Source organism: Micromonospora sp. NPDC002411, assembly GCF_053592955.1.
This window is the reverse complement of record NZ_JBSFBM010000074.1, coordinates 1-21,505: the sequence shown is the minus strand read 5'-3', so window position 1 is coordinate 21,505 and position 21,505 is coordinate 1. Positions and strand designations below refer to the sequence as shown.

The window sequence follows — 21,505 nt, the reverse complement described above, 5'->3', positions numbered from 1 at the left end:
CGGTTCCGCTCGGTGGGGTGTCGGCCGCCGAGCACCGAATACCAGGGACCGGCGCCACGCAGTGTCACCCCGTCGACCACCACGTGGTCCCAGAGGGTGAACGTGCCGGTCGGGATCCACACCGCCCGGCCCTGGGCCTTACCGGCGTCGACAGCTGCCTGGAACTTCGCCGTCGAGTCGGTCGCGCCGCTCGGGTCCGCGCCGAAGTCGGTGACCACGTCGATGACACCGGAGGGCTTGGCGATCGGCGCGACCAGCTCGAAGTCGGCCAGGTCGATGGTGAAGGTGGGCGACTGGGCGGTCGAGGAGACCTGGAGCCGGATCTTCGTGCCGGCCGGCTGGGTGCTGCCGAACAGCGCCCGGGTCTCGTCGTAGAAGTGGTGCGGGTTGGTGTCGCCCGGGTTGTTGTTGAACGGGTAGCCGCCGTAGTACCAGCCGTACTTCGACGTGACCGGGACCGACTTCAGCAGGTTGCCGTTGGCCCGCAGGTCGATGGTGGCGTCCCGGCCGGTGCCGGCCGGGTTGTCCGGCAGGCTGTACCGGAAGGTGACAGCGTTCGCCGGGGCGGTGAGGGTGAACTCGACGTACTCGCCGACGGCGTCGAGGGTGACCGCCTCACGACCGGACGCCTCGGACGGCAGCGTGCCGTAGCGCCGGTCCGGGCCGATCTTCGTGCCGTTGTGGGCGACCTTCTCCGCCTCGTGCTCGACGAACGGCACTGTGGCGCCCCGGTTGGGGATGTCGAAGGGGGACAGCCCGGCCGCCGAGGCAGGGGTTGCGGTGCCGGTGACCGCGAGAGCTGTCAACGAGGTGGCGGCGAGCAGGGCGGCGGCAATGGCGGCCAACCCTGCCCGGGTCGGGTGTCGAAGGTGGTGCGGCGTGCCGGTGGTGTGGTTGGCCATGAGCTGCGCTCTCCCTTTCGTCAGGCAGGCCAGATCCCCCCGTGTCGGTGCGGCGCGTCCCCCTCGTTCCTCCTTCCGTTCGGGTGGCGTGGTGCCGGCGGCCGGGACGGGTCGCCGGCACCACGGGGAGCAGGATCAGGTCAGGTCGGCCGCCGTGGTGGTACGCAGCCAGACCGCGGTGTCGGACGGCAGCAACCCGTCGTCGAGCGGCCCGCTGGCCAGCAACAACTCCCCCTGAGCTGGCATCGGCACCGGCGCGGTGGACAGGTTGACGACGCAGACGAAGCCGCCACCACGGCTGAACGCCAGCACCCCGTCCGGGGCGGGCAGCCAGGTCAGCTCCCCGTCGCCGAGCGCCGGGTCGGCCCGCCGAGCCTGGATCGCGGCCCGGTACAGCTCCAGCATCGAAGCCGAGTCGCCGGTCTGCGCGCTGGCCGTCCGGTCCTTCCAGTCGGCCGGCTGGGGCAGCCAGGGCGCCGCGGCACCGGCCGGGCTGAACTCGAACGGCGGCTCGTCGCCAGCCCACGGCAGGGGTACGCGACAACCGTCCCGGCCCGGGTCGACTCGACCGGACCGTTCCCACATCGGGTCCTGACGCAGCGCGTACGGGATGTCCTCGACCTCGTAGAGGCCCAGCTCCTCGCCCTGGTAGACGTAGGCGGCACCGGGCAGCGACAGCGAGAGCAGCGCGGCGGCCCGGGCCCGGCGGGTGCCCAGCTCCAGGTCGGTGGGGATGCCCTCGCGCTTGGCCGCGAAGCTGAACCTGGTGTCGGCCCGACCGTAGCGGGTGACGTGGCGGGTGACGTCGTGGTTGGAGAGGACCCAGGTGGCCGGCGCGTTGACCGGCGCGTGCGCGCTCAGCGTCCCGTCGATGCTCTCCCGCAGGGCGGAGGCGTCCCAGGCGCAGCCCAGGAAGTCGAAGTTGAACGCGGCGTGCAGCTCGTCCGGGCGCAGGTAGTTGGCGAACCGCTGCCGGTCCGGCAGCCACACCTCACCGATAAGCGCGCGGTCGTCGTACTCGTCGGCGACCCGACGCCAGCCCCGGTAGATGTCGTGCACGCCGTCGAGGTCGTGGAACGGGTGCGGCTGGTCCGGGTGGACCTCGGGCAGCGTCCCGTCCTTGACCAGCAACCCGGCCGAGTCGATCCGGATGCCGTCCACACCCCGGTCGAACCAGAACCGCAGGATGTCCTCGAACTCCGCCCGCACCCGGGGGTGGTCCCAGTTGAAGTCCGGCTGCTGCGGGGCGAAGAGGTGCAGGTACCAGTCGCCGGGGGTGCCGTCCGGGTTGGTGGTGCGGGTCCAGGTCTCGCCGCCGAACTCGCCCACCCAGTCGGTGGGCCGCTGGTCACCGTTGGGGCCCCGGCCGGGCCGGAACCAGAACAGGTCCCGCTCGGGCGCGTCGGGCCCGCCGGCGAGTGCCGCCTGGAACCAGGGGTGCGCGTCGGAGCAGTGGTTCGGCACCACGTCGACGATGGTCCGGATGCCCACCGCGTGCGCCTCGGCGATCAACGCCTCCACCTCGACGAGGGAGCCGAAGACCGGGTCGATGTCGCGGTAGTCGGACACGTCGTAGCCGGCGTCCGCCATCGGCGAGGGGTACCACGGGCTGAACCAGATGGCGTCGACGCCGAGCGCGGACAGGTGATCCAGCCGGGACCGGATGCCGGCGATGTCGCCGATGCCGTCGCCGTTGCCGTCGGCGAAGCTCCGGGGATACACCTGGTAGATCACCGCTCCACGCCACCACGGACTGCTGTCTGCTGTGGACACGAGCACCTGCTTTCTGGGTCAGTACGTCGGCGGGTTCGCCGGACCTGTATGTGTGTCGGACGAACGGTCGTTGTTCGCCGCGCGGGGTGTTGCGGTCGTGGCTATCCCTTGATGCTGCCCGTGGTCAGACCGGACATGATGTTCCGTTGGAAGATCAGGAAGATGATGACTGTCGGGATCGCCGCGATGACCGAGGCGGCGATCACCACGTTCATCGGCGTGCCGCCGGCGAAGGCGTAGATGCCGACGCTCACCGTCCGGGTCTCCGGCGACGGCATGACCAGCTTGGGCCAGAGGAAGTCCTTCCAGACCGCCGTCACGGCGAAGATCGAGACGACGCCGAGGATGGGGCGCGACAACGGCAGGATGATCGACCACAGCGTGCGCAGCGACGACGCCCCGTCCATCAGGGCGGCGGCCATCAACTCCTCCGGAATCGAGTCGAAGAACCGCTTCAACAGGAAGATGTTGAAGGCGTTGGCGACCAGGGGCAGCCAGATGGCGAACGGTGAGTCGAGCAGGTTGATGTGCAGGATCGGCAGGTCGATCACCGTCACGTACTGCGGAACGATGAGCACCATCGCCGGGATCATCAGCGTTCCCAGCATCAGGGCGAGGATCACGTTGCCGAAGACCGGTCGAAGTTTCGACAGCGAGTACGCGGCGGCGGTGTCGAGGACGAGTTGGAACAGCACCGCGCCGGCCGCGTAGTAGAACGTGTTGAACAGCAGCTTGGCGAGGTCCAGGTTGTTCCACGCGTCGATGTAGTTCTGCGGCTGCGGGTCCTTCGGGAACAGCGAGGGCGGGCTCTGCGCGATCTCCTGACCGGACTTCAGCGCGCCGGTGACCATCCAGTAGAGCGGCCCGAGGAAGACGAGGGTGAAGCCCACGACGACGACGGTGAGCAGGGTCCAGTAGATGAACCGGCCGCGCCCACGGCGGAGTTGCGCGTGAGAGATGAGGGTCCGGGTGCCGGAGTCCTGTGCCATGTCTCGCCCGTCCTAGTCCTGTTTCGCGCTCAGCCGCAGGTAGGCGGCGGAGAAGCCGGCCAGCACCACGAGCATGAGCACGCCGAGCGCCGCGGCGCCGTTGAGATCGTTCTGGAAGAAGCCGTGCTGGTAGATGAGGTACGCCACCGACGTCGCGGAGTCCTCCGCGCCCGCACCGTTGGCGAGGATTAGCGGCTCGATGAAGAGCTGCATGGTGGCGACGATCTGGATCATCGCCAGCAGCGCGAGGATCAACCGGGTCTGCGGGATCGTCACGTGGCGGATGCGCTTCCAGATGCCGGCGCCGTCGAGCTCGGCGGCCTCGTAGAGCTCACCGGGGATGTTCTGCAACGACGCCAGGTAGATCAGCACCGCGCCGCCCATGTTCATCCAGGTCGACGCGAGCACCATGGCCGGCATCGTCATCTCGGGCGACTGCATCCACTGCGAGGTGGGCAGGTGCAGCGCCTTCAGGATCGCGTTGAAGAGACCCGCCTCGCTGGGGTCGTAGGCGTAGAACTTGAAGAGGTACAGCGCCGAGGCCGGCGGCAGCATCACCGGCAGGTAGACCAGGATCCGCAGGTATCCCTTGGCGTGCCGGAACTCGTTGAGCAGGACCGCCACGAAGAACGGCACCGCGTACCCGAAGACGAGCGCGAGCAGCGTGAAGTAGAGCGTGTTCTGCCAGGCCGGCCAGAAGCTCGGATCGGCGAGGATGCGGGAGTAGTTGTCCCAGCCCACCCACGTGGTCTCGCCGCGCCGGGTGCGCTGGAAGCTCATGACGATGCCGCGGACCATCGGGTACCAGGAGAAGACGACGAAGCAGAGCACCGCCCCGATCAGGAACGCGTGACCGGTGAGGTTGTCCCGTACCTTGCGGCCGAGGCTCGTGCGCTGCGGCCTCGCCGAGTACGGCGACGGCGGGCGGCCCGGTTTCCTGGGGGTCTCCGGGACGGTGGTGATCGCCAAGGCAACTCCTGGGTGAGTCGGTGACGTCGAGATGCGCTGCGGGTGTGGTGTGTGGGGGCCGGGTCGGCGTCCCGGCCCCCACACGCTCGGTCAGCTCTCCGCGGCGAGGAGCTGGTTGACCTTCTCCTCGGCGGTCTTGAGCAGTGCGTCGATGTTCGAGTTCGGGTTGGTCAGCACACCGGACATCGCGGCGTCGAGCACCGCGTAGACCGCCTGGGCGTTGCGCGGCTCACCCTTGATCGGGACCGGGGTCGCCTCGAAGAGCGCGAAGTTCGCCGTGTCGACGTTCGCGTTCGCCTTACGCAGCTCCAGCTCCTGCTTCTGCGCGTCACTCCCGTTGGCGAAGAGCAGCGGCTGGGGCAGACCCACCGGGTAGTTCTGCGGCTTGGCCCGGACGTAGTCGAACTGGCCCTTGCCCGGGGTGAGCTTCTGGTACGCAATCCACTTCAGACCGGCCTTGACCTGATCGGGAGTGAGGTCCTTCTTGAAGAAGTAGCCCTCGCCACCGCCGAGCGTCCCCTTCGCCGCGCCGTCCTGGCCGGGCAGCGGAGCCATCGCCCAGTCCTGGAACTTGCCCTGGAACTGGCTGACGATGGCCTGGGTGGCGTCCGGCGCTCCGATGAACATGCCGACCTTGCCAGCGCCGGCGTTCGTCAGCAGGTCGCCCCACTGGAGCAGCTGACGGGCACCCATGCTGTTGTCGCCGTACCGCATGTCCTTGAGGTTCTGCAGGACCTGCTTGCCCATGGGGTTGTTGAAGTCGGCCTTCTTGCCGTCCTCGCTGAGCACCCGTCCGCCCTGCGAGTAGAGCAGGGAGGTGAAGTGCCAGCCGCCGGTGTTGCCGGCGCTGTACTCGGAGTAGCCGGCGATGCCGTTGCCGAGCGCGGAGATCTTCTTGGCGGCGGCCCGGACGTCGGCCCAGGTCTTGGGCGGGTTGTTCACGTCCAGCCCGGCCTGCTGGAACAGGACCTTGTTGTAGACCAGGCCCATCGAGTAGTTCTTCACCGGAACGGCGTAGAGCTTGCCGCCGTCGGTGAAGACCTCCTTGAGCGCCGGGTCGACGCTGTCCCAGGTCGGGATCGCGTCCTTGTTGACGTGCTGGCTGATGTCCATCGCCTGACCGGAGTCGAGCACCTGCTGGAGATCGGTCATGTACCCGTAGAACACGTCGGTCACGGTGCCGCCGGCCAGCCGGGCGGTGAAGTCCGGCGGGTTGTTGCACTGCTCGCCGACGCTGACGCTCTTGATGACGATGTCCGGGTTCTGCTTCTGGAACTCGGCGACATCGTCGTTCCAGTTCTTCAGCAGCTCTTTCTGGGCACCGACCGGCTGGCAGTCGACAGTGATGGTGACCTTGCCGCCGGCGGTCGCGCCCTTGTCGTCACTCTTCGTGGAGCACGCCGTGAGGCTGAGCCCCAGGCCGGCCACGAGCGCGACCGCCGCAGCCTTTCGGTATTGCGGTACGGACATCTGTCCATCCCTTCGGGAACGGGTGTCTCCAATGACCTTCGCTGATCTGCGGTGATGCGACCTGACGCCCAGTAGCTGCGTCGGAGCCAGGTGTGAGTGGAGTCACTGTAGCGAGGCCGACTCATTTCAGCAAGGTGTCGACCCTGAGACGAAAGGACGCGACGTGATGACGACAGATATCGGCAAGAGGCTGAAAGCAGCCGGGAATATCGCCCTTTGCTCCTTTATGACGGGTCATTCAATCGATTCGATGAAGTTCACTGTGAGCAACACGAAAACGGCCGCCGACCGCGTGGGCGGTCGACGGCCGGAAGGCTCGTTTGGTGCGGTCCCTAGCGACCAGGGGCGGGAGCGGTCGAGCCGCGTACCACCAACTCAGGCTCGAACAGCAGCTCGTCCTGAAGCACACCGACACCTTCGATCTGGGTGACCAGCAGGTCGACGGCAGCCTGCCCCATCGTCTCGATCGGCTGGCGGACCGTGGTCAACGGCGGGTCGGTGCAGGTCATGAACGCGGAGTCGTCGAAGCCCACCACCGAAATGTCGGTCGGCACCGAGCGACCCAGCCGCCGGGCCGCACGGATCGTGCCCAACGCCAGTACGTCGCTGGCACAGATGATGCCGGTGACGCCACGCTCGACCAGTTTCGTCGCGGCGACCCGCGCCCCCTCCATCGAGAAGCTGGAACGTTCGACGCACTCGGCGTCGCCCTCGCCCCAGCCGGCGGCCCGGGTCATCGCGTCCAGTTTGCGGCGTGACGGCACGTGCCCCTCCGGACCGAGCACCATCCCGATGCGCTCGTGCCCGAGCGAGCGCAGGTGCCCGTACGCCTGCTCCACCGCCACCGCGTCGTCAGTCGAGACCCGGGGGAAACCCAGCTCGTCCACACCCGCGTTGACGAGCACGACCGGAAGACCCCGATCGGTCAGCCGACGGTAGTGGTCGTGCCGGGCGTCCGCGAGCGCGTACGAACCACCGGCGAAGATCACCCCGGAGACCTGGTGGTCGAGGAGCATCTCCACGTAGTCCATTTCGGAGACACCACCGATGGTCCGTGCGCAGAGAGCCGGGGTGTAGCCGCGCTGGGCGAGCGTCCCGGTGACGACCTCGGCCAACGCCGGGAAGATCGGGTTCTGCAACTCGGGCAGCACCAGCCCGACCAGCCGGGCGCGTTCGCCACGTAGCTTGGTGGGTCGCTCGTAGCCGAGCACGTCAAGCGCGGTCAGCACCGCGGTCCGGGTCGCCTCCGAGACTCCGTCACGGCCGTTGAGCACCCGGCTGACGGTGGCCTCGCTGACGCCCGCCTTCTTGGCAACTTCAGTCAACCGCTTGGTCACGGACGCAATCGTACGTCGTCACGATGAAAGAAATGAACAGCAAAATGCCCTGCGCTTGCTGTCCAGCTGTCGCACTCTTCCCATCGGCCACCATTCGGGCGGCGACATAGGGGTCCCTGTTGCGGCGTCCGCGCCTTACCGACACCAGGTCGCACCGGCCAGGTCGTGATCGACTCGGCTTTCATGATGTCGCGGTGTCGGAGAGACCCGGATACCGCGACTTCCATGAAAGCGAGTGGATCAAGACCGGACCCGCATGGGCGGGGCGGTCGTCAGGACAGGTCGCGCAGCGCGTCCCCGATGGCCCGGTGGAACGTCGGGTACGCGTAGATCATGTGCCGGAGCTGGCTCAGCGGAACCGCCGCGTGCACCGCCACCACCAGCGCGGACAGCACCTCGCCGCCGGCCGGGCCGACCGAGGTCGCGCCGATCAGCACGCCCTGGTCGGCATCCGCGACGACCTTGATGAAACCCTCGTCGCCGACCTGGTGGATCCAGCCCCGGGTCGAGCTGCTCAGCTTGGTGAAACCGACCTGCACGTTGATGCCGCGATCGCGGGCCTGCCGTTCGGTGAGCCCGACAGCGCCGACCTCGGGGTCGGTGAAGGTCACCCGGGGCAGCGCGCGGTAGTCGGCGCGGGGGATGGTGCCGGCCGACCCGCTCGAACCGCTGGCGGCCAGCGAGCTGGACGCGCCCATCGCCCCGCCGACCACGCTCGACGTGCCGCTGGCGTCCGCCCCGGCCTGTGCCTGTCGGGCGCGGGCCAGGATGTCGGCGATCACGATCCCCGCCTGGTACATGGCGATGTGCGTGAAGGCGCCCTCGCCGGTCAGATCGCCGACCGCCCAGACGTGGTCGGTGACGTGCAACCGGTCGTCCACCGGTAGGTAGCGCTGACTCGCGTCCAGGCCGATCGTGTCCAACCCCAGCTCGGTCAGGTGCGCCTTTCGCCCGGTCACCACCAGCAGTCGGTCGGCGGTGTACGCCGCCCCGCCGCTGCCCCGCAGTGTGAACCCTGTGCCGTCGTGTTCGACCCGTTCGGCGCGTACCCCGGTGTGGATCTCCACGCCGTCGGCGCGCAGCGCGGCGGCGGCGACCTCGGACGCCTCCGGTTCCTCGACGGCCAGCACCCGGTCGAGCGCCTCCACCACCGTCACCCGGACCCCGAAGCGGGCGAAGACCTGCGCCAGTTCCAGGCCGATCGCGCCGCCGCCGAGCACCAGCAACGACTCCGGCAGTTCCTCGACCTCGATCGCCTGATGGTTGGTCCAGTACGGCGTGTCGGCCAGGCCGTCGATCGGCGGCACCGACGGACGGGTGCCGGTGCCCAGCACCACCCCGTGCCGGGCCTCGAAGACCTGGTCACCGACCCGGACCCGGCGGGGGCCGTCGAGACGGCCACTGCCCCGAACGAGCCGGCCGCCCTTGCCGATGAACCGTTCGGCAGCGACAGTGTCGTCCCAGGTGTCGGTGGCTTCCTCGCGGATCCGCTTCGCCACCGGCGCCCAGTCGGGCTGGACCTGCGCTGTCCCGGCGAGCCCGTCGACACGGCGAGCCTCGGCGAGAGCGTTGGCCGCCCTGATCATCATCTTGCTCGGGATGCAGCCCCAGTACGGGCACTCCCCGCCGACCAGGTCCCGTTCGACGCCGACGACGCTCAGGCCGGCTTCGGCGAGCCGTTCGGCCACCTCCTCGCCGCCAACCCCGAGCCCCACCACGACCACATCCACCAGCTCCGGATCTGCCACCGGGACAGCATCCCCCAGCGACACCGCCCGAACCACCGGGGTCGGAGAAAAGTCGGCGCGCTCACCGGTCCGGGCCGCCTACCGTGTCGGGATGCACGCACGCTTCGCCCCGGTCCGGGACTGCTTCCACGACCTGCTCAGCTCCGGCCGGGAGACCGGCGCCGGCCTCGTCATCTGGTACGACGGGCAGCCCGTCGTCGACCTGGTCGGGGGCCACCGGACGGGTGCCGAGCGGTGGCGACCGGACACGCTCGCCAACGTCTACTCGGTGGGCAAGCCGGTGGCCGCACTCTGCCTGCTGATGCTCGTCGACCGGGGGCAGGTCGACCTCGACGCGCCGGTCGACAGGCACTGGTCGGAGTTCCGCACGCCGGCCACCGTGCGTCAGGTCTTGTCGCACACCGCCGGGCTCCCGGCCTTCCCGGTGCCCCGGCCGGCCACCGCGGTCGCCGACTGGGCGCTGCTCACCAACGACCTGGCCGCGGCCGACCCCGAGTGGGCACCGGGCTCGGTGGCCGCGGAGCACGCCTGGACGTACGGGCACCTGGTGGGCGAGCTGGTCCGGCGGGTCGACGGGCGATCGGTGGGCCGGTTCCTGGCCGAGGAGATCGCCGACCGGTGGCAGCTCGACCTCGGTTTCGGGCTGGCCGACGCGGACCAACGCCGTTGCGCGCAGATGCGCTACGGCGACCCGCAGTGGCCGGCTCGGAAGCTCGGCGAGCCGGGGTCACTGCGGGCGCGCGCGTTGGGCAACCCGTCCGGCGGGCTGGACCTGGCCGTGTTGAACAGCCCGCTCTGGCGGGCTGCCGAGATGCCCGCGGTCAACCTGCACGCCACCGCGTCCGGCCTGGCCCGGCTCTACGCCGGTCTGCTCGCCGGTGGCGCCCTGGACGGGGTCCGGTTGTTCAGCCCGGAGCTGGTGGCGGAGGCGACCCGGGTCCAGTACGACGGGCCGGACCTGCTGCTGGACCGCCAGGTCCGGTGGACGCTCGGCATGCAGTGGGAGCCGGACGGTAGTTGGGGCATGGGCGGTATCGGCGGCAGCAGCGCGTGGGCCGACCCGGAGCGCGGCTACGCCTTCGCGTACGCCACGGCGCACCTGGCCGAGCACGACCGGGTGGACGAGCTGGTCGAGGTGCTGCACTCCTGCCTCTGACGCGGGTCAGCGCAGCCAGACGGGGTCGGTGCCGGGCACCGAGAGCGGCGGCGGATAGTCGAGCGTCCGGCGGAGCGCCTCGGGCAGTCGCCACGGTTGGTGGATGGCCTTGCCCTGCACCTCCGCCAGCTCCGGCACCCACCGGCGTACGTAGTCGCCGTCCGGGTCGTACCGCTCGGCCTGCCGGACCGGGTTGAACCCCCGGTACGGCTTGGTGTCGTTGCCGGTGCCGGCGACCCACTGCCAGTTGCCGGAGTTGTTGGCCACGTCCCCGTCGAGCAGCCAGCGGAAGAAGACCGCCACCCCGGGTCGCCAGTCCTGCCCGAGGTGCTTGGTCAGGTAGCCGGCGGTGATCAGGCGGGCCCGGTTGTGCATCCAGCCCTGCGTACGCATCTGCCGCATCCCGGCATCGACGATGGGCATCCCGGTCCGCCCCTCGGTCCAGGCCGCCAACGCGTCGTCGTCGTAGCGCCACTGCTCGGTGGCGCCCCGCCGGTACGCCGAGGTGGAGATGTCCGGGAACGCGGCGGTGACCTGGTAGTAGAAGTCCCGCCAGCAGAGCTGCCGAACGAACGGCCCGGACCGGTCGCCAGCGCGGTTGGCCACCGCCAGTGGGGACACGCAACCGAACCGCAGGTACGGGCTGAGCCGGGACGTGTCGTCGCCGGCCATGTCGTCGTGCTGGTCGTCGTACCGGTGCAGGTCGGGCAGCCAGTCGGTGAGCCGCTGGCGGGCAACCCGTTCGCCGCCGACCGCAGCGTCCGGCGAGTCTCCCGGCGGCGGCTTCGGTAGACCGCCCACCCGCACACCGCCGGGCAGCTCCACCCGGTCCGGCGCGGCCAACTCCTCGCGCCACTGCCGGGCGGCCCAGGACCTGTGGTACGGGCTGAACACCCGGTAGTGGTCGCCCCCGCCACCGGGCTGGAGGGCACCCGGCTCGACCACTGTCAGCCCGGGAAACAGTCGCAGGTGCAGCCGGTGTTGGTCGCACTCGGCGCGTAACCGCCGCTCCCGACGGCGGGCGTAGTGGCTGACGTCGGCGGAGAGCGCGACGGCGGTGGCACCCACCTCGCCGGCCAGCCGGATCGTCTCGGCCACCGGGTCACCGTGCCGGACCACCAGGTCACCGCCACGCTCGCGCAGTTCGACGCGCAGCTCGGCGAGCGCCTGGTGCAGGAACCGGGTGCGGTTGGCCGACAGGTCGGCCAGGGTGGGGTCGAGGACGTACAGCGGCACCACCCGGTCGAAGGCCGCGCAGGTCGTGGCCAGCGCCGGGTGGTCGTGCACCCGCAGGTCGCGGGTGAGGAGCACGATCGCGGTGCTCGCGGTCACCGGGTCTCCGGTTGGACCGTCGGCCCGGGGATGGTGACCGGCGTACCGGTCGAGGTGAGCAGGGCACGGGCGGCGACCGCCATCCGCCGCCGCTGCGGCACCAGGGCCCGGCGGGCGAAGACGTCGTAGCCCTGCGCGGCCACCTCGTCGAGGATCCCGCCGTACAGGGCGTACGCGGTGCGCATGCAGGCCTGTGAGGCGGGCGCCAGCATGGTGATGCCCGGAGCGGCGGCGGCGTAGTGCGCCTGGGCGCGGGTCACCTCGTACTCGATCAGCTCCCGGGTCCGCTGCGTGCCGCGGCCCCGGGCGCTGGCCTCGGCCAGCTCCTCGCGGGTCACCCCGAACTTCGCCAGGTCCTCGTCCGGCAGGTAGGTGCGGCCCCGGTCGAGGTCCTCGGCGACGTCCCGGATGAAGTTGGTGAGCTGGAAGGCGAAGCCGAGCTGCCGCGCCGGCTCCCGCGCCGCCACCGGGTCGGAGCTGCCCAGGATCGGCAGCATCATCGTGCCGATCACCGCCGCCGAACCCTCCATGTAGTCGAGCAGGTGGTCGTACGTCGGGTACGCGGTGACTGTCAGGTCCATCGCCATGCTCTTCAGAAACGACGCAAAGTCGTCCCGGTCGAGATCGAAGACGGCGATCGTGTGCAGGACGGCCGGCAGCAACGGGTCGTCGACGGGGGCACCGTGCAGGCCGGACATGAAACGGCTGGCCCAGTCGTCCAGGAGGGCAGCCCGCTCGACCTGGGGAAGGTCCTCGGTGCGGTCCACGATCTCGTCCGCGTACCGGGTGAACCCGTAGAGGGCGTGCACATGTCGTCGTTTCCAAGCGGGGAGCAGTCGGGTGGCGAGATAGTAGGTGCGGCCGTGGCGTTTGTGCAGCTCACGGCACCGGTCATAGGCAGCGGTGAGATCAGTGTCCACCGGCCCTCCTCAATTATCGACGCACCAATCGACGCAACTCGTAGCCTAGGGTACGCTCAGCCGCATGGCCAACGACGCAGTTGCGGGCAACGCGACCCGCGTGGCGCCGACGGGGCCAGGGGACGGGGACGATCCGGTCCGCGCCGTCCTGGCCGCGTACACCCAGGACCTGATCGCGGCGGTGCACGAGACCCTGAGCACGTTCCTCACCGCCGAGGTCGACACCCTCGCCGAGATCGACACGTCGATGGGCCGCTTCGCCGCAGCCGCGCGGGACGCCGTCCTCGTCGGCGGCAAACGGATCCGGTCCACGTTCGCCTACTGGGGGTGGCGCGGTGCGGTCGGCGGCGTCGAGGCACTGCCCCCCGTGCTGCCCGCGCTGGCCGCGCTGGAGCTGCTGCACACCTTCGCCCTGGTCCACGACGACGTGATGGACGCGTCCACCACCCGCCGAGGCCGCCCCACCGCGCACGTCGCGCTCGCCGAACAACACGTCGCCGCCGGCCACCGAGGTGATCCCAGCCGGTTCGGTGAGGCGGTCGCCGTGCTCATCGGTGACCTCTGCATGGTCTGGGCCGATCGGCTGCTGGCCCAGGCCACGGTGCCGTCGGCCCGACTGTTCGAGGTTCGCCGCTGCTATGACCAGATGCGGGTGGAGACGGTCGCCGGGCAGTATCTCGACGTGCTCGGCGAGAACGACCCGGCCAACTGGTCGGTCGACCGGGCGCTGCGGGTGGCCCGCTACAAGACCGCCAGCTACACCGTGCAGCGACCACTGCTCTTCGGGGCCTGCCTGGCCGGCGTCCCCCACGACGATCCGCTGGTCTCCGCGTACACCCGTTACGGTCTGGCCGTCGGCGAGGCGTTCCAGCTCCGCGACGACCTGCTCGGCGTCTACGGCGACCCGGTCGCCACCGGCAAGCCGGCGGGTGACGACCTCCGCACCGGCAAGCCGACCACGCTGCTCATGCTGGCCCGGGAGCTGGCCACGCCGGCGCAGCTCCGGGCGCTGGAGCGGGCCGCCGACGGGCCGGTCGACCGCCTCGCCGAGCTGGTCGTGGAGACCGGTGCCGTGACCCGGGTGGAGCGGATGATCGCTGAGCGGGTGAGTGACGCGCTGGCGGCGCTCGACGGCGCACCCGTGGACCGGACGGCGCGGACCGCGCTGACCGGGCTGGCCACCGCCGCCACCAACCGGCGGGCCTGATGAGCGACTTTCTCGAGGAGGTGGTCACGTGCGGACGGTGACGGGACGGACGGACCGGGTGGTGGTCGTCGGGGCCGGACTGGGTGGGCTCGCCTGCGCGCTGCACCTCGCCGGCAGCGGCCGGCAGGTGACAGTGCTGGAACGCGAGCCGGTGCCCGGTGGGCGCGCCGGTCGACTCGCCGTGGACGGCTACGAGTTCGACACCGGTCCGACGGTGCTCACCATGCCCGACCTGATCGCCGAGGCGCTCGGTGCGGTCGGTGAGGAGTTGCGCGACTGGCTCGACCTGACCCCGCTCGACCCTGCCTACCGGGCGTACTACCCGGACGGCTCGACCCTCGACGTGCTCACCGACACCACACGGATGGCCGCCGAGATCTCCCGGGCCTGCGGGCCGCGTGAGGCCGATGGTTACCTGCGCTTCGTCGACTACGCGCGGGAGCTGTGGCGTCTGGAGCGGGCCGACTTCATCGAGCGCAACCTGGACGCGCCGACCGACCTTCTCACCGGCAACCTGCTCAAGTTGCTCGCCGGTGGGGCGTTCCGGCGTCTCCAAACAAAGATCAACCAATTCTTCCGGGACCCGCGTACCCAGCGGATCTTCTCCTTCCAGGCGATGTACGCCGGCCTCGCGCCGCACGACGCGCTGGCCATCTACACGGTCATCGCGTACCTCGACTCGGTGGCCGGGGTCTACTTCCCGCGCGGCGGCATCCACGCGGTCTCCAGGGCGATGGCCGGCGCGGCCGAGAAGCACGGCGTACAGATCCGGTACGACACCACTGTGACCCGGGTGGAGACCGCGAACGGCCGAGCCACAGGTGTGCTCACCGCGGACGGCGAACTGATCCGGGCGGACGTCGTGGTGCTCAACCCGGACCTGCCGGTCGCCTACCGGGACCTGCTCCCGGCCGCTCCGGCACGACGGCTCACCTACTCACCGTCCTGCGTCGTTCTGCACGTCGGCTCCCGACAGGCATATGACAAGATCGCCCATCACAACATCCACTTCGGACGCGCGTGGAAGGGCACCTTCGATGAGGTCATCCGGCGGGGTGAGTTGATGACCGACCCGTCGCTGCTGGTGACCAATCCGAGCCGGACCGACCCGTCGGTGGCCCCCGCGGACCGGCACACCTACTACGTGCTCGCCCCCGTGCCCAACCTGCACCGGGCTCCGTTCGAGTGGCGCGGCGACCTGACCCAGCGCTACAGCGACCAGCTGATCGGCACGTTGGAGGAGCGCGGCTACGTCGGCTTCGGCGCCGGCGTCGAGGTGTTGCGGGCGATCACCCCGGCCGAGTGGGAGGAGCAGGGCATGGCCGCGGGCACGCCGTTCGCCGCCGCCCACACCCTCTTCCAGACCGGCCCGTTCCGTCCGTCGAACCTGCACCGCGAGCTGTCGAACGTGGTCTTCGTCGGCTCCGGGACACAGCCCGGGGTCGGCGTGCCGATGGTGCTCATCTCCGGCAAGCTCGCCGCCGGCCGGATCACCGGGGAAGGCCGATGAGTAGTCGCGAGGGGCACCTCGTCGAACTGGTCGACGAGACCGGCGAGGCGCACGGCGAGACGACAGTCTCCGCCGCGCACCAGCCGCCGGGGCAGCTCCACCGGGCCTTCTCGGTGCTGCTGGTGGACCCGGACGGTCAGGTGCTGCTCCAGCGCCGGGCCGCCGTCAAGACCCGGTTCCCGCTGCGCTGGGCCAACTCGTGCTGCGGCCATCCCCGTCCGGGCGAGTCGCTCGCCGAGGCCGCCAACCGGCGCCTTCGCGAGGAGTTGGGCGCGGGCCCGGTCGAGCTGACCGAGGTCGGCGTCTACGTCTACTACGCCGAGGACCCGGCGACCGGTCGGGTCGAATTCGAGTACGACCACGTGCTGCGGGGTGACTTTCTCCCCTCCGCTCCGCTGCTGCCGGACCCGGACGAGGTGGCCGAGCTGCGGTGGGCCGACCCGAGCGCACTGGAGACCGAGCTGGAACGCGACCCCCGGTCGTACGCGCCCTGGCTGGGCGGGGTGGTGAACCGGCTGTTGCGCCCCTCGGGGTCCACGTCCGGCGCACCCGGCCTGGCCGTGACCCCGCCCGGATCGGCGGACGACACGGCGGAGCGGTCGGGTGGTCGATGAGGCGCTGAGCGCGGGTGCGGTCGCACGCCGGCTGGGGGTCGCGGTCACGACCCTTCGCACCTGGCACCAGCGCTACGGGCTCGGGCCCAGTGAACACGTCCCTGGTCACCATCGCCGCTACACACCGGCCGATCTGGCCCGTCTCGAAATCATGCGACGGCTCACCGCCGAGGGGGTGAGCCCTGCCGAGGCGGCCCGCTGGGCCCGCCAGGCACCTGACTCGTCACCCAACGGCACCGCCGCTCCCCGCCGCATCCAGCCGCCCAGCCGCGACGGCGGTGGAGGCATCCCGGTGGGGCGTGCCGGGCCGGCAGCCCGTGGGTTGGCCCGCGCCGCCATGCGTCTGGACGCGGCGGCGATCAGCGAGACGATCGCGCACGCCCTGGCCACCAGCGGGGTCGTCGCCACCTGGGAGGGCCTGCTGCGTCCGGTGCTCGCCGGCATCGGCGAACGCCACGCCGCAACCACTGGCCTGATCGAGGTGGAACACCTGGTGTCCCGCTGCGTCTCGGAGGCCCTCGCGGCAGCCAGTCGAGCCCGGGTGCCCACCGGCCCGGCCCGCATCCTGCTCTCCTGCGCCGACGAGGAGCAGCACACCCTACCGCTGGAGGCGTTGGCCGCGGCTCTCGCGGAAGCCGGGGTCAGCTACCGGATGCTCGGCGCCCGGGTGCCGGCGGCTGCTCTGGTCGAGGCGGTCAACCGGACCGGACCGGCTGCCGTGGTGCTCTGGTCCCACACCCGCGCCACCGCCGACCCGGCCCAGCTCAGCGCGTTGCTCGCCGCACCACGCCGCCCGTTGCTGGCGCTCGCCGCCGGCCCCGGCTGGCGAGCCGACACCTTGCCCGCCGGGGTCGTGCGGCCGGTGGACCTGGCCGAGGCGGTATCGCTTGCCGCCGCCGTCCGGGACTCCCTGGACCAGTCGACGCGTGACTGATCGCACTGTCGCCCGCTGAGCGCGTGAACTACCGTCGGGCGGGTCCGCCTACCCCGACCCCCCCCGGGAGCCAGCAGATGCAAGCCCGCGCCTTCCTGGCGTCCGTCCTCGCCGTGGCGCTGGTCCTGTCCGGCTGTGCGCAGCCGGAACGCACCATCGCGCCCGCCAGTGCGCCGCAGCCGGTGACGCCGAGCACGTCGCCGTCACCGCAGCCGACGGTCAGCAAGCCGCCCAAGCCTCCGCTGCGTCCGCTGCCGGCGAAGCTCCCGGCCGGCCTGCGACGCAACACCGGCGAACGCCCCGTGGTCCTCACCTTCGACGACGGGCCCAACCCGGCCTGGACACCCAAGGTGCTCGACCAACTGCGGGCCGCCAAGGTGACCGCCACCTTCTGCGTGGTCGGCCGTGAGGTGCAGCGTCACCCGGACCTGGTCCGGCGGATCGTCCGCGAGGGGCACCAGCTCTGCAACCACAGCTGGCGACACGATCTCGATCTGGCCCGGCGGCCGGTCGACGAGATCCAGGCCGACCTGGCCCGCACCAACAAGGCCATCCAGAAGGCGGCTCCCGGCGCCAAGGTGCCGTTCTACCGGCAGCCGGGCGGCCGGTGGACCTCGGAGGTGCTGGACGTCGCGAAGGGTCTCGGCATGCACCCGCTGCACTGGTCGGTGGACCCGCAGGACTGGGACAAGCCCAACGCCGCCACGATCGGCAAGCGCATCCACGCCGCCGCCCGCCCCGGTGCCATCGTGCTGCTGCACGACGGGGGCGGCAACCGGGCCGCGACGCTCGCCGCCTGCCCTCACCTGATCGCCGACCTGAAGAAGCGCTTCGGCATCACCAAACTCCGCTAGACCACCTTTGACCTGCTGTTATGCCTCATTGCCAGCCCTTGCCGATACCGATTTTGTCGACCGACCAGGCATCACGTATGCTTTCGAAGCCTCCGGCGGGGCCGGATGGGAGCAAGTCCGCTTGAAGTTGCGAGTGTGCAATGATGGCGGGGCCGCCCTCATCGTCTAGCGGCCCAGGACGCCGCCCTTTCAAGGCGGTAGCACGGGTTCGAATCCCGTTGGGGGCACGACCGGCGCAAGCCGGAGCAACACAAGCTAGGTCCTGTGGAGCAGTTGGAGTGCTCGCCGCCCTGTCAAGGCGGAGGTCGCGGGTTCAAGTCCCGTCAGGACCGCAGCGCTGACGCCGCGCCCCGCGCGGCGTTCTGCGTATCGGAGCAGGTCGCCCTGCCACCGGTTCATCCGGTAGCCGGGTAGCATGAGCCGAGCGACACGGCCAGGTAGCTCAGTTGGTACGAGCGTCCGACTGAAAATCGGAAGGTCGGCGGTTCGACCCCGCCCCTGGCCACATAGCCTTTCGCCGGGCTACAGAGGTCCCCACCAGCGAATACGCAGGTGGGGATCTTGCTGTTTCCGCCGGTACTGGCACCCCCTCCCGCCCACGGCGTCCAGTTTCCGCGTGATCAACACGACTTCCCCGAAATCGCGGTATCCCAGCGCTTCCGACACCGCAACTTCCCCGAACCCGTGTGGACCAAGCGGAGGCCGGATCGCGAGGGGCGAGATCGCCGGCCGGACCGGGCGTCATTCGTCGCGGTGACTCTGGGGGCGGTGCTGCGCGATGCCGCCCTGGATCGCCTCCCACACGCTGCGTCCAGCCTGTCGCAGCGTCTCCCCGGCCTGCTCGGCGAACTGCGCCGCGTTCTGGGCGGCAGCCTGCGTCGCAGCCGACAGACCGCCGTCACCGTCTCCGGACGGGCCCCCGTTTCCGGAAGGACCCCGATCGGGCCCGCCACCGGGTCGCCCAGCCGCCTCGTCCGATCCCCGGCCCGCCCCTGCCGGCCGTACCCCACCGCCTGAGCCTTCGGGCCGCTCCCGCTCGGGAGGACGCGACCCCTCGTGCGGGCCATCTGGCTCACGCGCCTCCCGATGCGGGGCCTCCGGGCGCTGGACCGCCGGTCGCGCCTGACCGGCTTGCCCAGGGCCGCCGGCCCGCGGCCCCGGGCCTCCGGCCTTCGGCTCCGAACTGACCGGACCTGGTGCAGGCCGATCAGCACCCGGGCGATCAGGACCTGGTCGGTCACGGTCGGCGACCGCACCGACCGCGCCCACCTGCTGACCCAACTCATCGAGTACGCCGTCGGAGCGCCGCGCCGACGCCCGGACCTCTGCCGCACCCGCCGCCAACTGCTGCGCGCTGCGGTTCACGTCGTCGATGGCGGTGGCCGTACGCGCGAGCGATTCGATGATCTGCGGGTTGCTGTCGAGGGTGTCGAGCGCCCGCCCCAGGATCCTGGTCAACTGCTCCAACCGCACCCGTAGCTGCGCCTCGGCGTGCACCCCGTTGACGTCCAGCTCGACGCCGCTCAGGTGCACGCGTACGCCGGCGTCGACCTGAAGGAGGTTGGCCACCCGGGCCCGCAGCGACAGGTCGGCGTCCAGGCCGTCGACCGCCAGCCGGATCGAGTCGACGGACACCTTCGGAATGTCGAGCAGGACGTCCGGGTCCACGTTGTCGACGTTCCGGTCCGCCCCCCGTTGCTGCCCGTTCTCGCCCATGATCTCCCGCCCCGCCTGCACAGAGTCCCGGTCGTCGGCGCGGTTACCCGCTTTCCGGCCGGGCATCCCGTGCGTGACGGCTCGGCGACCCTCTGTCTGGAACCGGGCACCGCGCGAAGCTGCACACCCGGGCATCAGCCGGTATGGTCCGGGCCTATGGGACAGGAAATGACTGATCCGGCCGACATCCGGCAGGACGTCGACCGGTTTTCCCTGCGGTGCAGTCTCCTCGTCCCGAGCTCGGCCGAGCACGCGTTCACGGTCTTCACGGCCCAGCTGACTGACTGGTGGGTCACCGAATACACCTGGTCCGGCCCGGACGCTCTCGACGAGCTGGGCATGGAGCCACGGGCCGGCGGCATGCTCTACGAGATCGGCCCGTACGGTTTTCGCGCCGACTGGGGGCGGGTGCTCACCTGGGACCCGCCGCGGCGGCTGGTCTTCGCCTGGCAGATCGGCCCCGACCGAGCACCGGTGCCGGATCCGGCCCGGGCTAGTGAGGTCGAGGTGCTGTTCCTACCGGAAGGGCCGGAGCGTACGAGGATCGAGCTGGAGCACCGGCACTTCGACAGGCACGGCGAGGCTGCTGAGGGTTACCGCAAGGCGCTCACCGCTGGCTGGCACGAGTTGCTCACCCGCTACGTCGGCACGCTGTCGCGCCACCCCGGCATTTCCGCCTGACGGGCCGAGCTGCCGATCAGCAGCAGAACGGCGCGCCGGCTCACCGGCCGAGTCGCCGATCGGCAGCGGAGCGACCGGCCAGGTCTCGGCCACCCAGGTTCGCGCGTTGGCCGGCCTCCGCACCCGAACCGAACCCAGTGCCGCCCAGTCGACGCGGTGGGGCGGTGCGCAGCCGTGGGTACTCCTCGCTGAGCCGTCGCTGCACCCGGTCGGAACGGTCGGCCAGCACCAGCGCCACCGACGGTGTGCCCGACTCGCTGGCCGCCGCCGTCTCCGCCGCCCAGAGTCGACCCCCGATCACCTCGGCGAAACCGGCCAGCCAGGAGCGGCGGAAGGCGGCGGGATGGTCGTCCTCCGGCACCGGGGTGGCGGCCAGGCCGTGCGCCGCCTGCACGAGCAGTGAGGTGAAGAGCAGGTCGACCCGTTCCAGGTCACTGGCGAAGCCGAAGAGGTGCAGCGCGAAGCCGTTGCCCTGCCGACGGCGTACGCAGCGGCAGCGCAGCGGCTCGGCGACGGCGGCGAGCAGACCGACCTTGTCGCGGGCGTACGGGGCGACGACGTCCAGCACCCGGTCGCCGACCGGATCGGTGGTCGGGTCGTGGACGGCCAGCAGCGCTCGGTCCACGCCGTAGCGGGCGATCAACTCGGTCGCCTTGGCGGTGAACGCCGCGGCTTCGGCGGGCGTGCAGGCCGGGTCCTCGGCCTGGGCCAGCAGCTTGCGCACCTTGCTGAGCATGGCCTCGGACATGCCTACAGAGCTACCACACGGGGCGGACATCAACGGGGCCACGACAGAATCGATCGATACGTATCATCGTCACCGTCCGATGATCAGTCCAATCCGGACGGTCAGTTAACTGTTCCCGGAGGCTTGTCCGCATGCCATCCCCGACCGCTCGCCTGTTCGCCGTCGCCACGGCCACCGCGCTGCTCTTCGCCGGCGCACCCGCACAGGCTGCCCCATCCGCGCCGGTCACGCCGGCCGCCCCCGGCACCAATGCCTTCGCCCCGCTCGCGACGTGTTACGGCGGGGCGGTCCGGTCGTACTTCGAGAGCGGCCGCTACGGCGGCTCGGCCGGCCAGTACCGCACCACGACCCGCTGTCGCGACATCAACGTCCGCAACGCGAGCGTGTACGCCACCGAGGCGTGCGTGATCTTCGTCGACAAGACGAGTGCCTGCAACTACTGGACGTACCTGCCGGCAAACTCGGGCTGGATCACGGTGGCGACCAACGTCCGGGACGGGGTCAACTTCCGGGTCCGCTTCGAGAACCTGCGGTACGAGTACGAGCCGCTGATCGCGTACCACGCGTTCTGAGTGCCGCGCGCGGTCGCGGCGTCCGCCCCCCGACGGGCGCCGCGACCGCGCAGTCACCCCGCCCGGCGGCGCC

General features: G+C 70.7%; 19 protein-coding genes and 3 tRNA genes. 11 read left to right on the top strand and 11 right to left on the bottom strand.

Annotated elements, in window-relative coordinates; all coding sequences use genetic code 11:
- The 7 genes from ACWCO3_RS11935 to ACWCO3_RS11905 form a co-directional block, all read right to left on the bottom strand.
- Positions 1 to 902: glycosyl hydrolase family 28-related protein (locus ACWCO3_RS11935; RefSeq protein ID WP_450009824.1), on the bottom strand; the 902-nt coding region annotated here is incomplete at its 3' end.
- 135 nt (positions 903 to 1,037) lie between these two features.
- On the bottom strand, positions 1,038 to 2,675 hold the full coding sequence (locus ACWCO3_RS11930) for a glycoside hydrolase family 13 protein (RefSeq protein WP_423436329.1): 1,638 nt from the start codon (positions 2,673 to 2,675) through the stop codon (positions 1,038 to 1,040).
- A 101-nt stretch (positions 2,676 to 2,776) separates the two neighbouring features.
- On the bottom strand, positions 2,777 to 3,664 hold the full coding sequence (locus tag ACWCO3_RS11925; protein ID WP_145778149.1) for a carbohydrate ABC transporter permease: 888 nt from the start codon (positions 3,662 to 3,664) through the stop codon (positions 2,777 to 2,779).
- A 12-nt stretch (positions 3,665 to 3,676) separates the two neighbouring features.
- Complete coding sequence (locus ACWCO3_RS11920) at positions 3,677 to 4,633, bottom strand: carbohydrate ABC transporter permease (RefSeq protein WP_145778150.1); 957 nt, start codon at positions 4,631 to 4,633, stop codon at positions 3,677 to 3,679.
- Positions 4,634 to 4,723: 90 nt separating this feature from the next.
- A complete protein-coding gene (locus ACWCO3_RS11915) occupies positions 4,724 to 6,103 on the bottom strand; it encodes an ABC transporter substrate-binding protein (RefSeq protein WP_450009822.1) in 1,380 nt (459 codons plus the stop codon).
- Between the two features lie 332 nt (positions 6,104 to 6,435).
- On the bottom strand, positions 6,436 to 7,440 hold the full coding sequence (locus ACWCO3_RS11910) for a LacI family DNA-binding transcriptional regulator (protein WP_358162332.1): 1,005 nt from the start codon (positions 7,438 to 7,440) through the stop codon (positions 6,436 to 6,438).
- A 272-nt stretch (positions 7,441 to 7,712) separates the two neighbouring features.
- Complete coding sequence (locus ACWCO3_RS11905; protein WP_145778153.1) at positions 7,713 to 9,188, bottom strand: dihydrolipoyl dehydrogenase family protein; 1,476 nt, start codon at positions 9,186 to 9,188, stop codon at positions 7,713 to 7,715.
- A gap of 91 nt (positions 9,189 to 9,279) precedes the next feature.
- Between ACWCO3_RS11905 and ACWCO3_RS11900 the strand changes: the two genes are divergently transcribed.
- Positions 9,280 to 10,344, top strand: coding sequence for a serine hydrolase domain-containing protein (locus ACWCO3_RS11900; protein ID WP_450009819.1), 1,065 nt, complete (start codon positions 9,280 to 9,282; stop codon positions 10,342 to 10,344).
- 6 nt (positions 10,345 to 10,350) lie between these two features.
- On the opposite strand, the gene ACWCO3_RS11895 is transcribed toward ACWCO3_RS11900, so the two are convergent.
- Together ACWCO3_RS11895 and ACWCO3_RS11890 are read right to left on the bottom strand one after the other, a co-directional pair.
- Entirely contained in the window at positions 10,351 to 11,676 is a 1,326-nt protein-coding gene (locus tag ACWCO3_RS11895) for a cryptochrome/photolyase family protein (protein ID WP_450009817.1), read from the bottom strand.
- Complete coding sequence (locus ACWCO3_RS11890) at positions 11,673 to 12,596, bottom strand: phytoene/squalene synthase family protein (RefSeq protein ID WP_450009815.1); 924 nt, start codon at positions 12,594 to 12,596, stop codon at positions 11,673 to 11,675. The genes ACWCO3_RS11895 and ACWCO3_RS11890 overlap by 4 nt, the downstream gene beginning before the upstream one ends.
- Before the next feature lie 64 nt (positions 12,597 to 12,660).
- Between ACWCO3_RS11890 and ACWCO3_RS11885 the strand changes: the two genes are divergently transcribed.
- The 8 genes from ACWCO3_RS11885 to ACWCO3_RS11850 all read left to right on the top strand — a co-directional run bounded on the left by ACWCO3_RS11885 (position 12,661) and on the right by ACWCO3_RS11850 (position 18,220).
- Entirely contained in the window at positions 12,661 to 13,803 is a 1,143-nt protein-coding gene (locus tag ACWCO3_RS11885; protein ID WP_450009813.1) for a polyprenyl synthetase family protein, read from the top strand.
- Between the two features lie 28 nt (positions 13,804 to 13,831).
- The gene (gene crtI, locus ACWCO3_RS11880; RefSeq protein ID WP_145778158.1) at positions 13,832 to 15,313 is read left to right on the top strand and encodes a phytoene desaturase family protein; all 1,482 of its coding nucleotides are present in this window, start codon (positions 13,832 to 13,834) and stop codon (positions 15,311 to 15,313) included.
- Entirely contained in the window at positions 15,310 to 15,927 is a 618-nt protein-coding gene (gene idi / locus ACWCO3_RS11875) for an isopentenyl-diphosphate Delta-isomerase (RefSeq protein ID WP_354883110.1), read from the top strand. The genes crtI and idi overlap by 4 nt, the downstream gene beginning before the upstream one ends.
- Complete coding sequence (locus ACWCO3_RS11870) at positions 15,917 to 16,861, top strand: MerR family transcriptional regulator (RefSeq protein WP_145778160.1); 945 nt, start codon at positions 15,917 to 15,919, stop codon at positions 16,859 to 16,861. The genes idi and ACWCO3_RS11870 overlap by 11 nt, the downstream gene beginning before the upstream one ends.
- A 77-nt stretch (positions 16,862 to 16,938) precedes the next feature.
- Positions 16,939 to 17,715 carry a polysaccharide deacetylase family protein gene (locus ACWCO3_RS11865; protein ID WP_450009810.1) on the top strand — a complete coding sequence of 259 codons (777 nt, stop codon included), beginning with the start codon at positions 16,939 to 16,941 and terminating at the stop codon, positions 17,713 to 17,715.
- A gap of 154 nt (positions 17,716 to 17,869) precedes the next feature.
- Positions 17,870 to 17,942: transfer RNA gene (locus tag ACWCO3_RS11860), tRNA-Glu, on the top strand.
- 31 nt (positions 17,943 to 17,973) lie between these two features.
- Positions 17,974 to 18,047, top strand: a tRNA-Asp gene (locus ACWCO3_RS11855).
- A gap of 99 nt (positions 18,048 to 18,146) precedes the next feature.
- Positions 18,147 to 18,220, top strand: a tRNA-Phe gene (locus ACWCO3_RS11850).
- Between the two features lie 236 nt (positions 18,221 to 18,456).
- Here the strand turns inward: ACWCO3_RS11850 and ACWCO3_RS11845 are convergent.
- A complete protein-coding gene (locus tag ACWCO3_RS11845; protein ID WP_450009808.1) occupies positions 18,457 to 19,431 on the bottom strand; it encodes a hypothetical protein in 975 nt (324 codons plus the stop codon).
- Positions 19,432 to 19,587: 156 nt separating this feature from the next.
- Here ACWCO3_RS11845 and ACWCO3_RS11840 point away from each other — a divergent pair, with 156 nt between their 5' ends.
- Entirely contained in the window at positions 19,588 to 20,112 is a 525-nt protein-coding gene (locus ACWCO3_RS11840) for an SRPBCC family protein (protein ID WP_145778162.1), read from the top strand.
- Positions 20,113 to 20,152: 40 nt separating this feature from the next.
- Here the strand turns inward: ACWCO3_RS11840 and ACWCO3_RS11835 are convergent, their stop codons facing one another.
- Positions 20,153 to 20,860, bottom strand: coding sequence for a DUF2786 domain-containing protein (locus ACWCO3_RS11835; RefSeq protein WP_145778163.1), 708 nt, complete (start codon positions 20,858 to 20,860; stop codon positions 20,153 to 20,155).
- A gap of 131 nt (positions 20,861 to 20,991) precedes the next feature.
- Between ACWCO3_RS11835 and ACWCO3_RS11830 the strand changes: the two genes are divergently transcribed.
- Positions 20,992 to 21,432, top strand: a complete 441-nt coding sequence (locus tag ACWCO3_RS11830; protein ID WP_145778164.1) for a hypothetical protein — start codon at positions 20,992 to 20,994, stop codon at positions 21,430 to 21,432.
- The last annotated feature ends 73 nt before the right edge of the window (positions 21,433 to 21,505 follow it).

Coding starts and splice junctions, on each gene's coding strand:
- ACWCO3_RS11900 (WP_450009819.1), top strand. CDS start 9,280: ATGCACGCACGCTTCGCCCCGGTCCGGGACTGCTTCCACGACCTGCTC.
- ACWCO3_RS11885 (WP_450009813.1), top strand. CDS start 12,661: ATGGCCAACGACGCAGTTGCGGGCAACGCGACCCGCGTGGCGCCGACG.
- ACWCO3_RS11865 (WP_450009810.1), top strand. CDS start 16,939: ATGCAAGCCCGCGCCTTCCTGGCGTCCGTCCTCGCCGTGGCGCTGGTC.
- ACWCO3_RS11835 (WP_145778163.1), bottom strand. CDS start 20,860: ATGTCCGAGGCCATGCTCAGCAAGGTGCGCAAGCTGCTGGCCCAGGCC.
- ACWCO3_RS11915 (WP_450009822.1), bottom strand. CDS start 6,103: ATGTCCGTACCGCAATACCGAAAGGCTGCGGCGGTCGCGCTCGTGGCC.
- idi (WP_354883110.1), top strand. CDS start 15,310: ATGAGTAGTCGCGAGGGGCACCTCGTCGAACTGGTCGACGAGACCGGC.
- ACWCO3_RS11840 (WP_145778162.1), top strand. CDS start 19,588: ATGGGACAGGAAATGACTGATCCGGCCGACATCCGGCAGGACGTCGAC.
- ACWCO3_RS11845 (WP_450009808.1), bottom strand. CDS start 19,431: ATGGGCGAGAACGGGCAGCAACGGGGGGCGGACCGGAACGTCGACAAC.
- ACWCO3_RS11925 (WP_145778149.1), bottom strand. CDS start 3,664: ATGGCACAGGACTCCGGCACCCGGACCCTCATCTCTCACGCGCAACTC.
- ACWCO3_RS11830 (WP_145778164.1), top strand. CDS start 20,992: ATGCCATCCCCGACCGCTCGCCTGTTCGCCGTCGCCACGGCCACCGCG.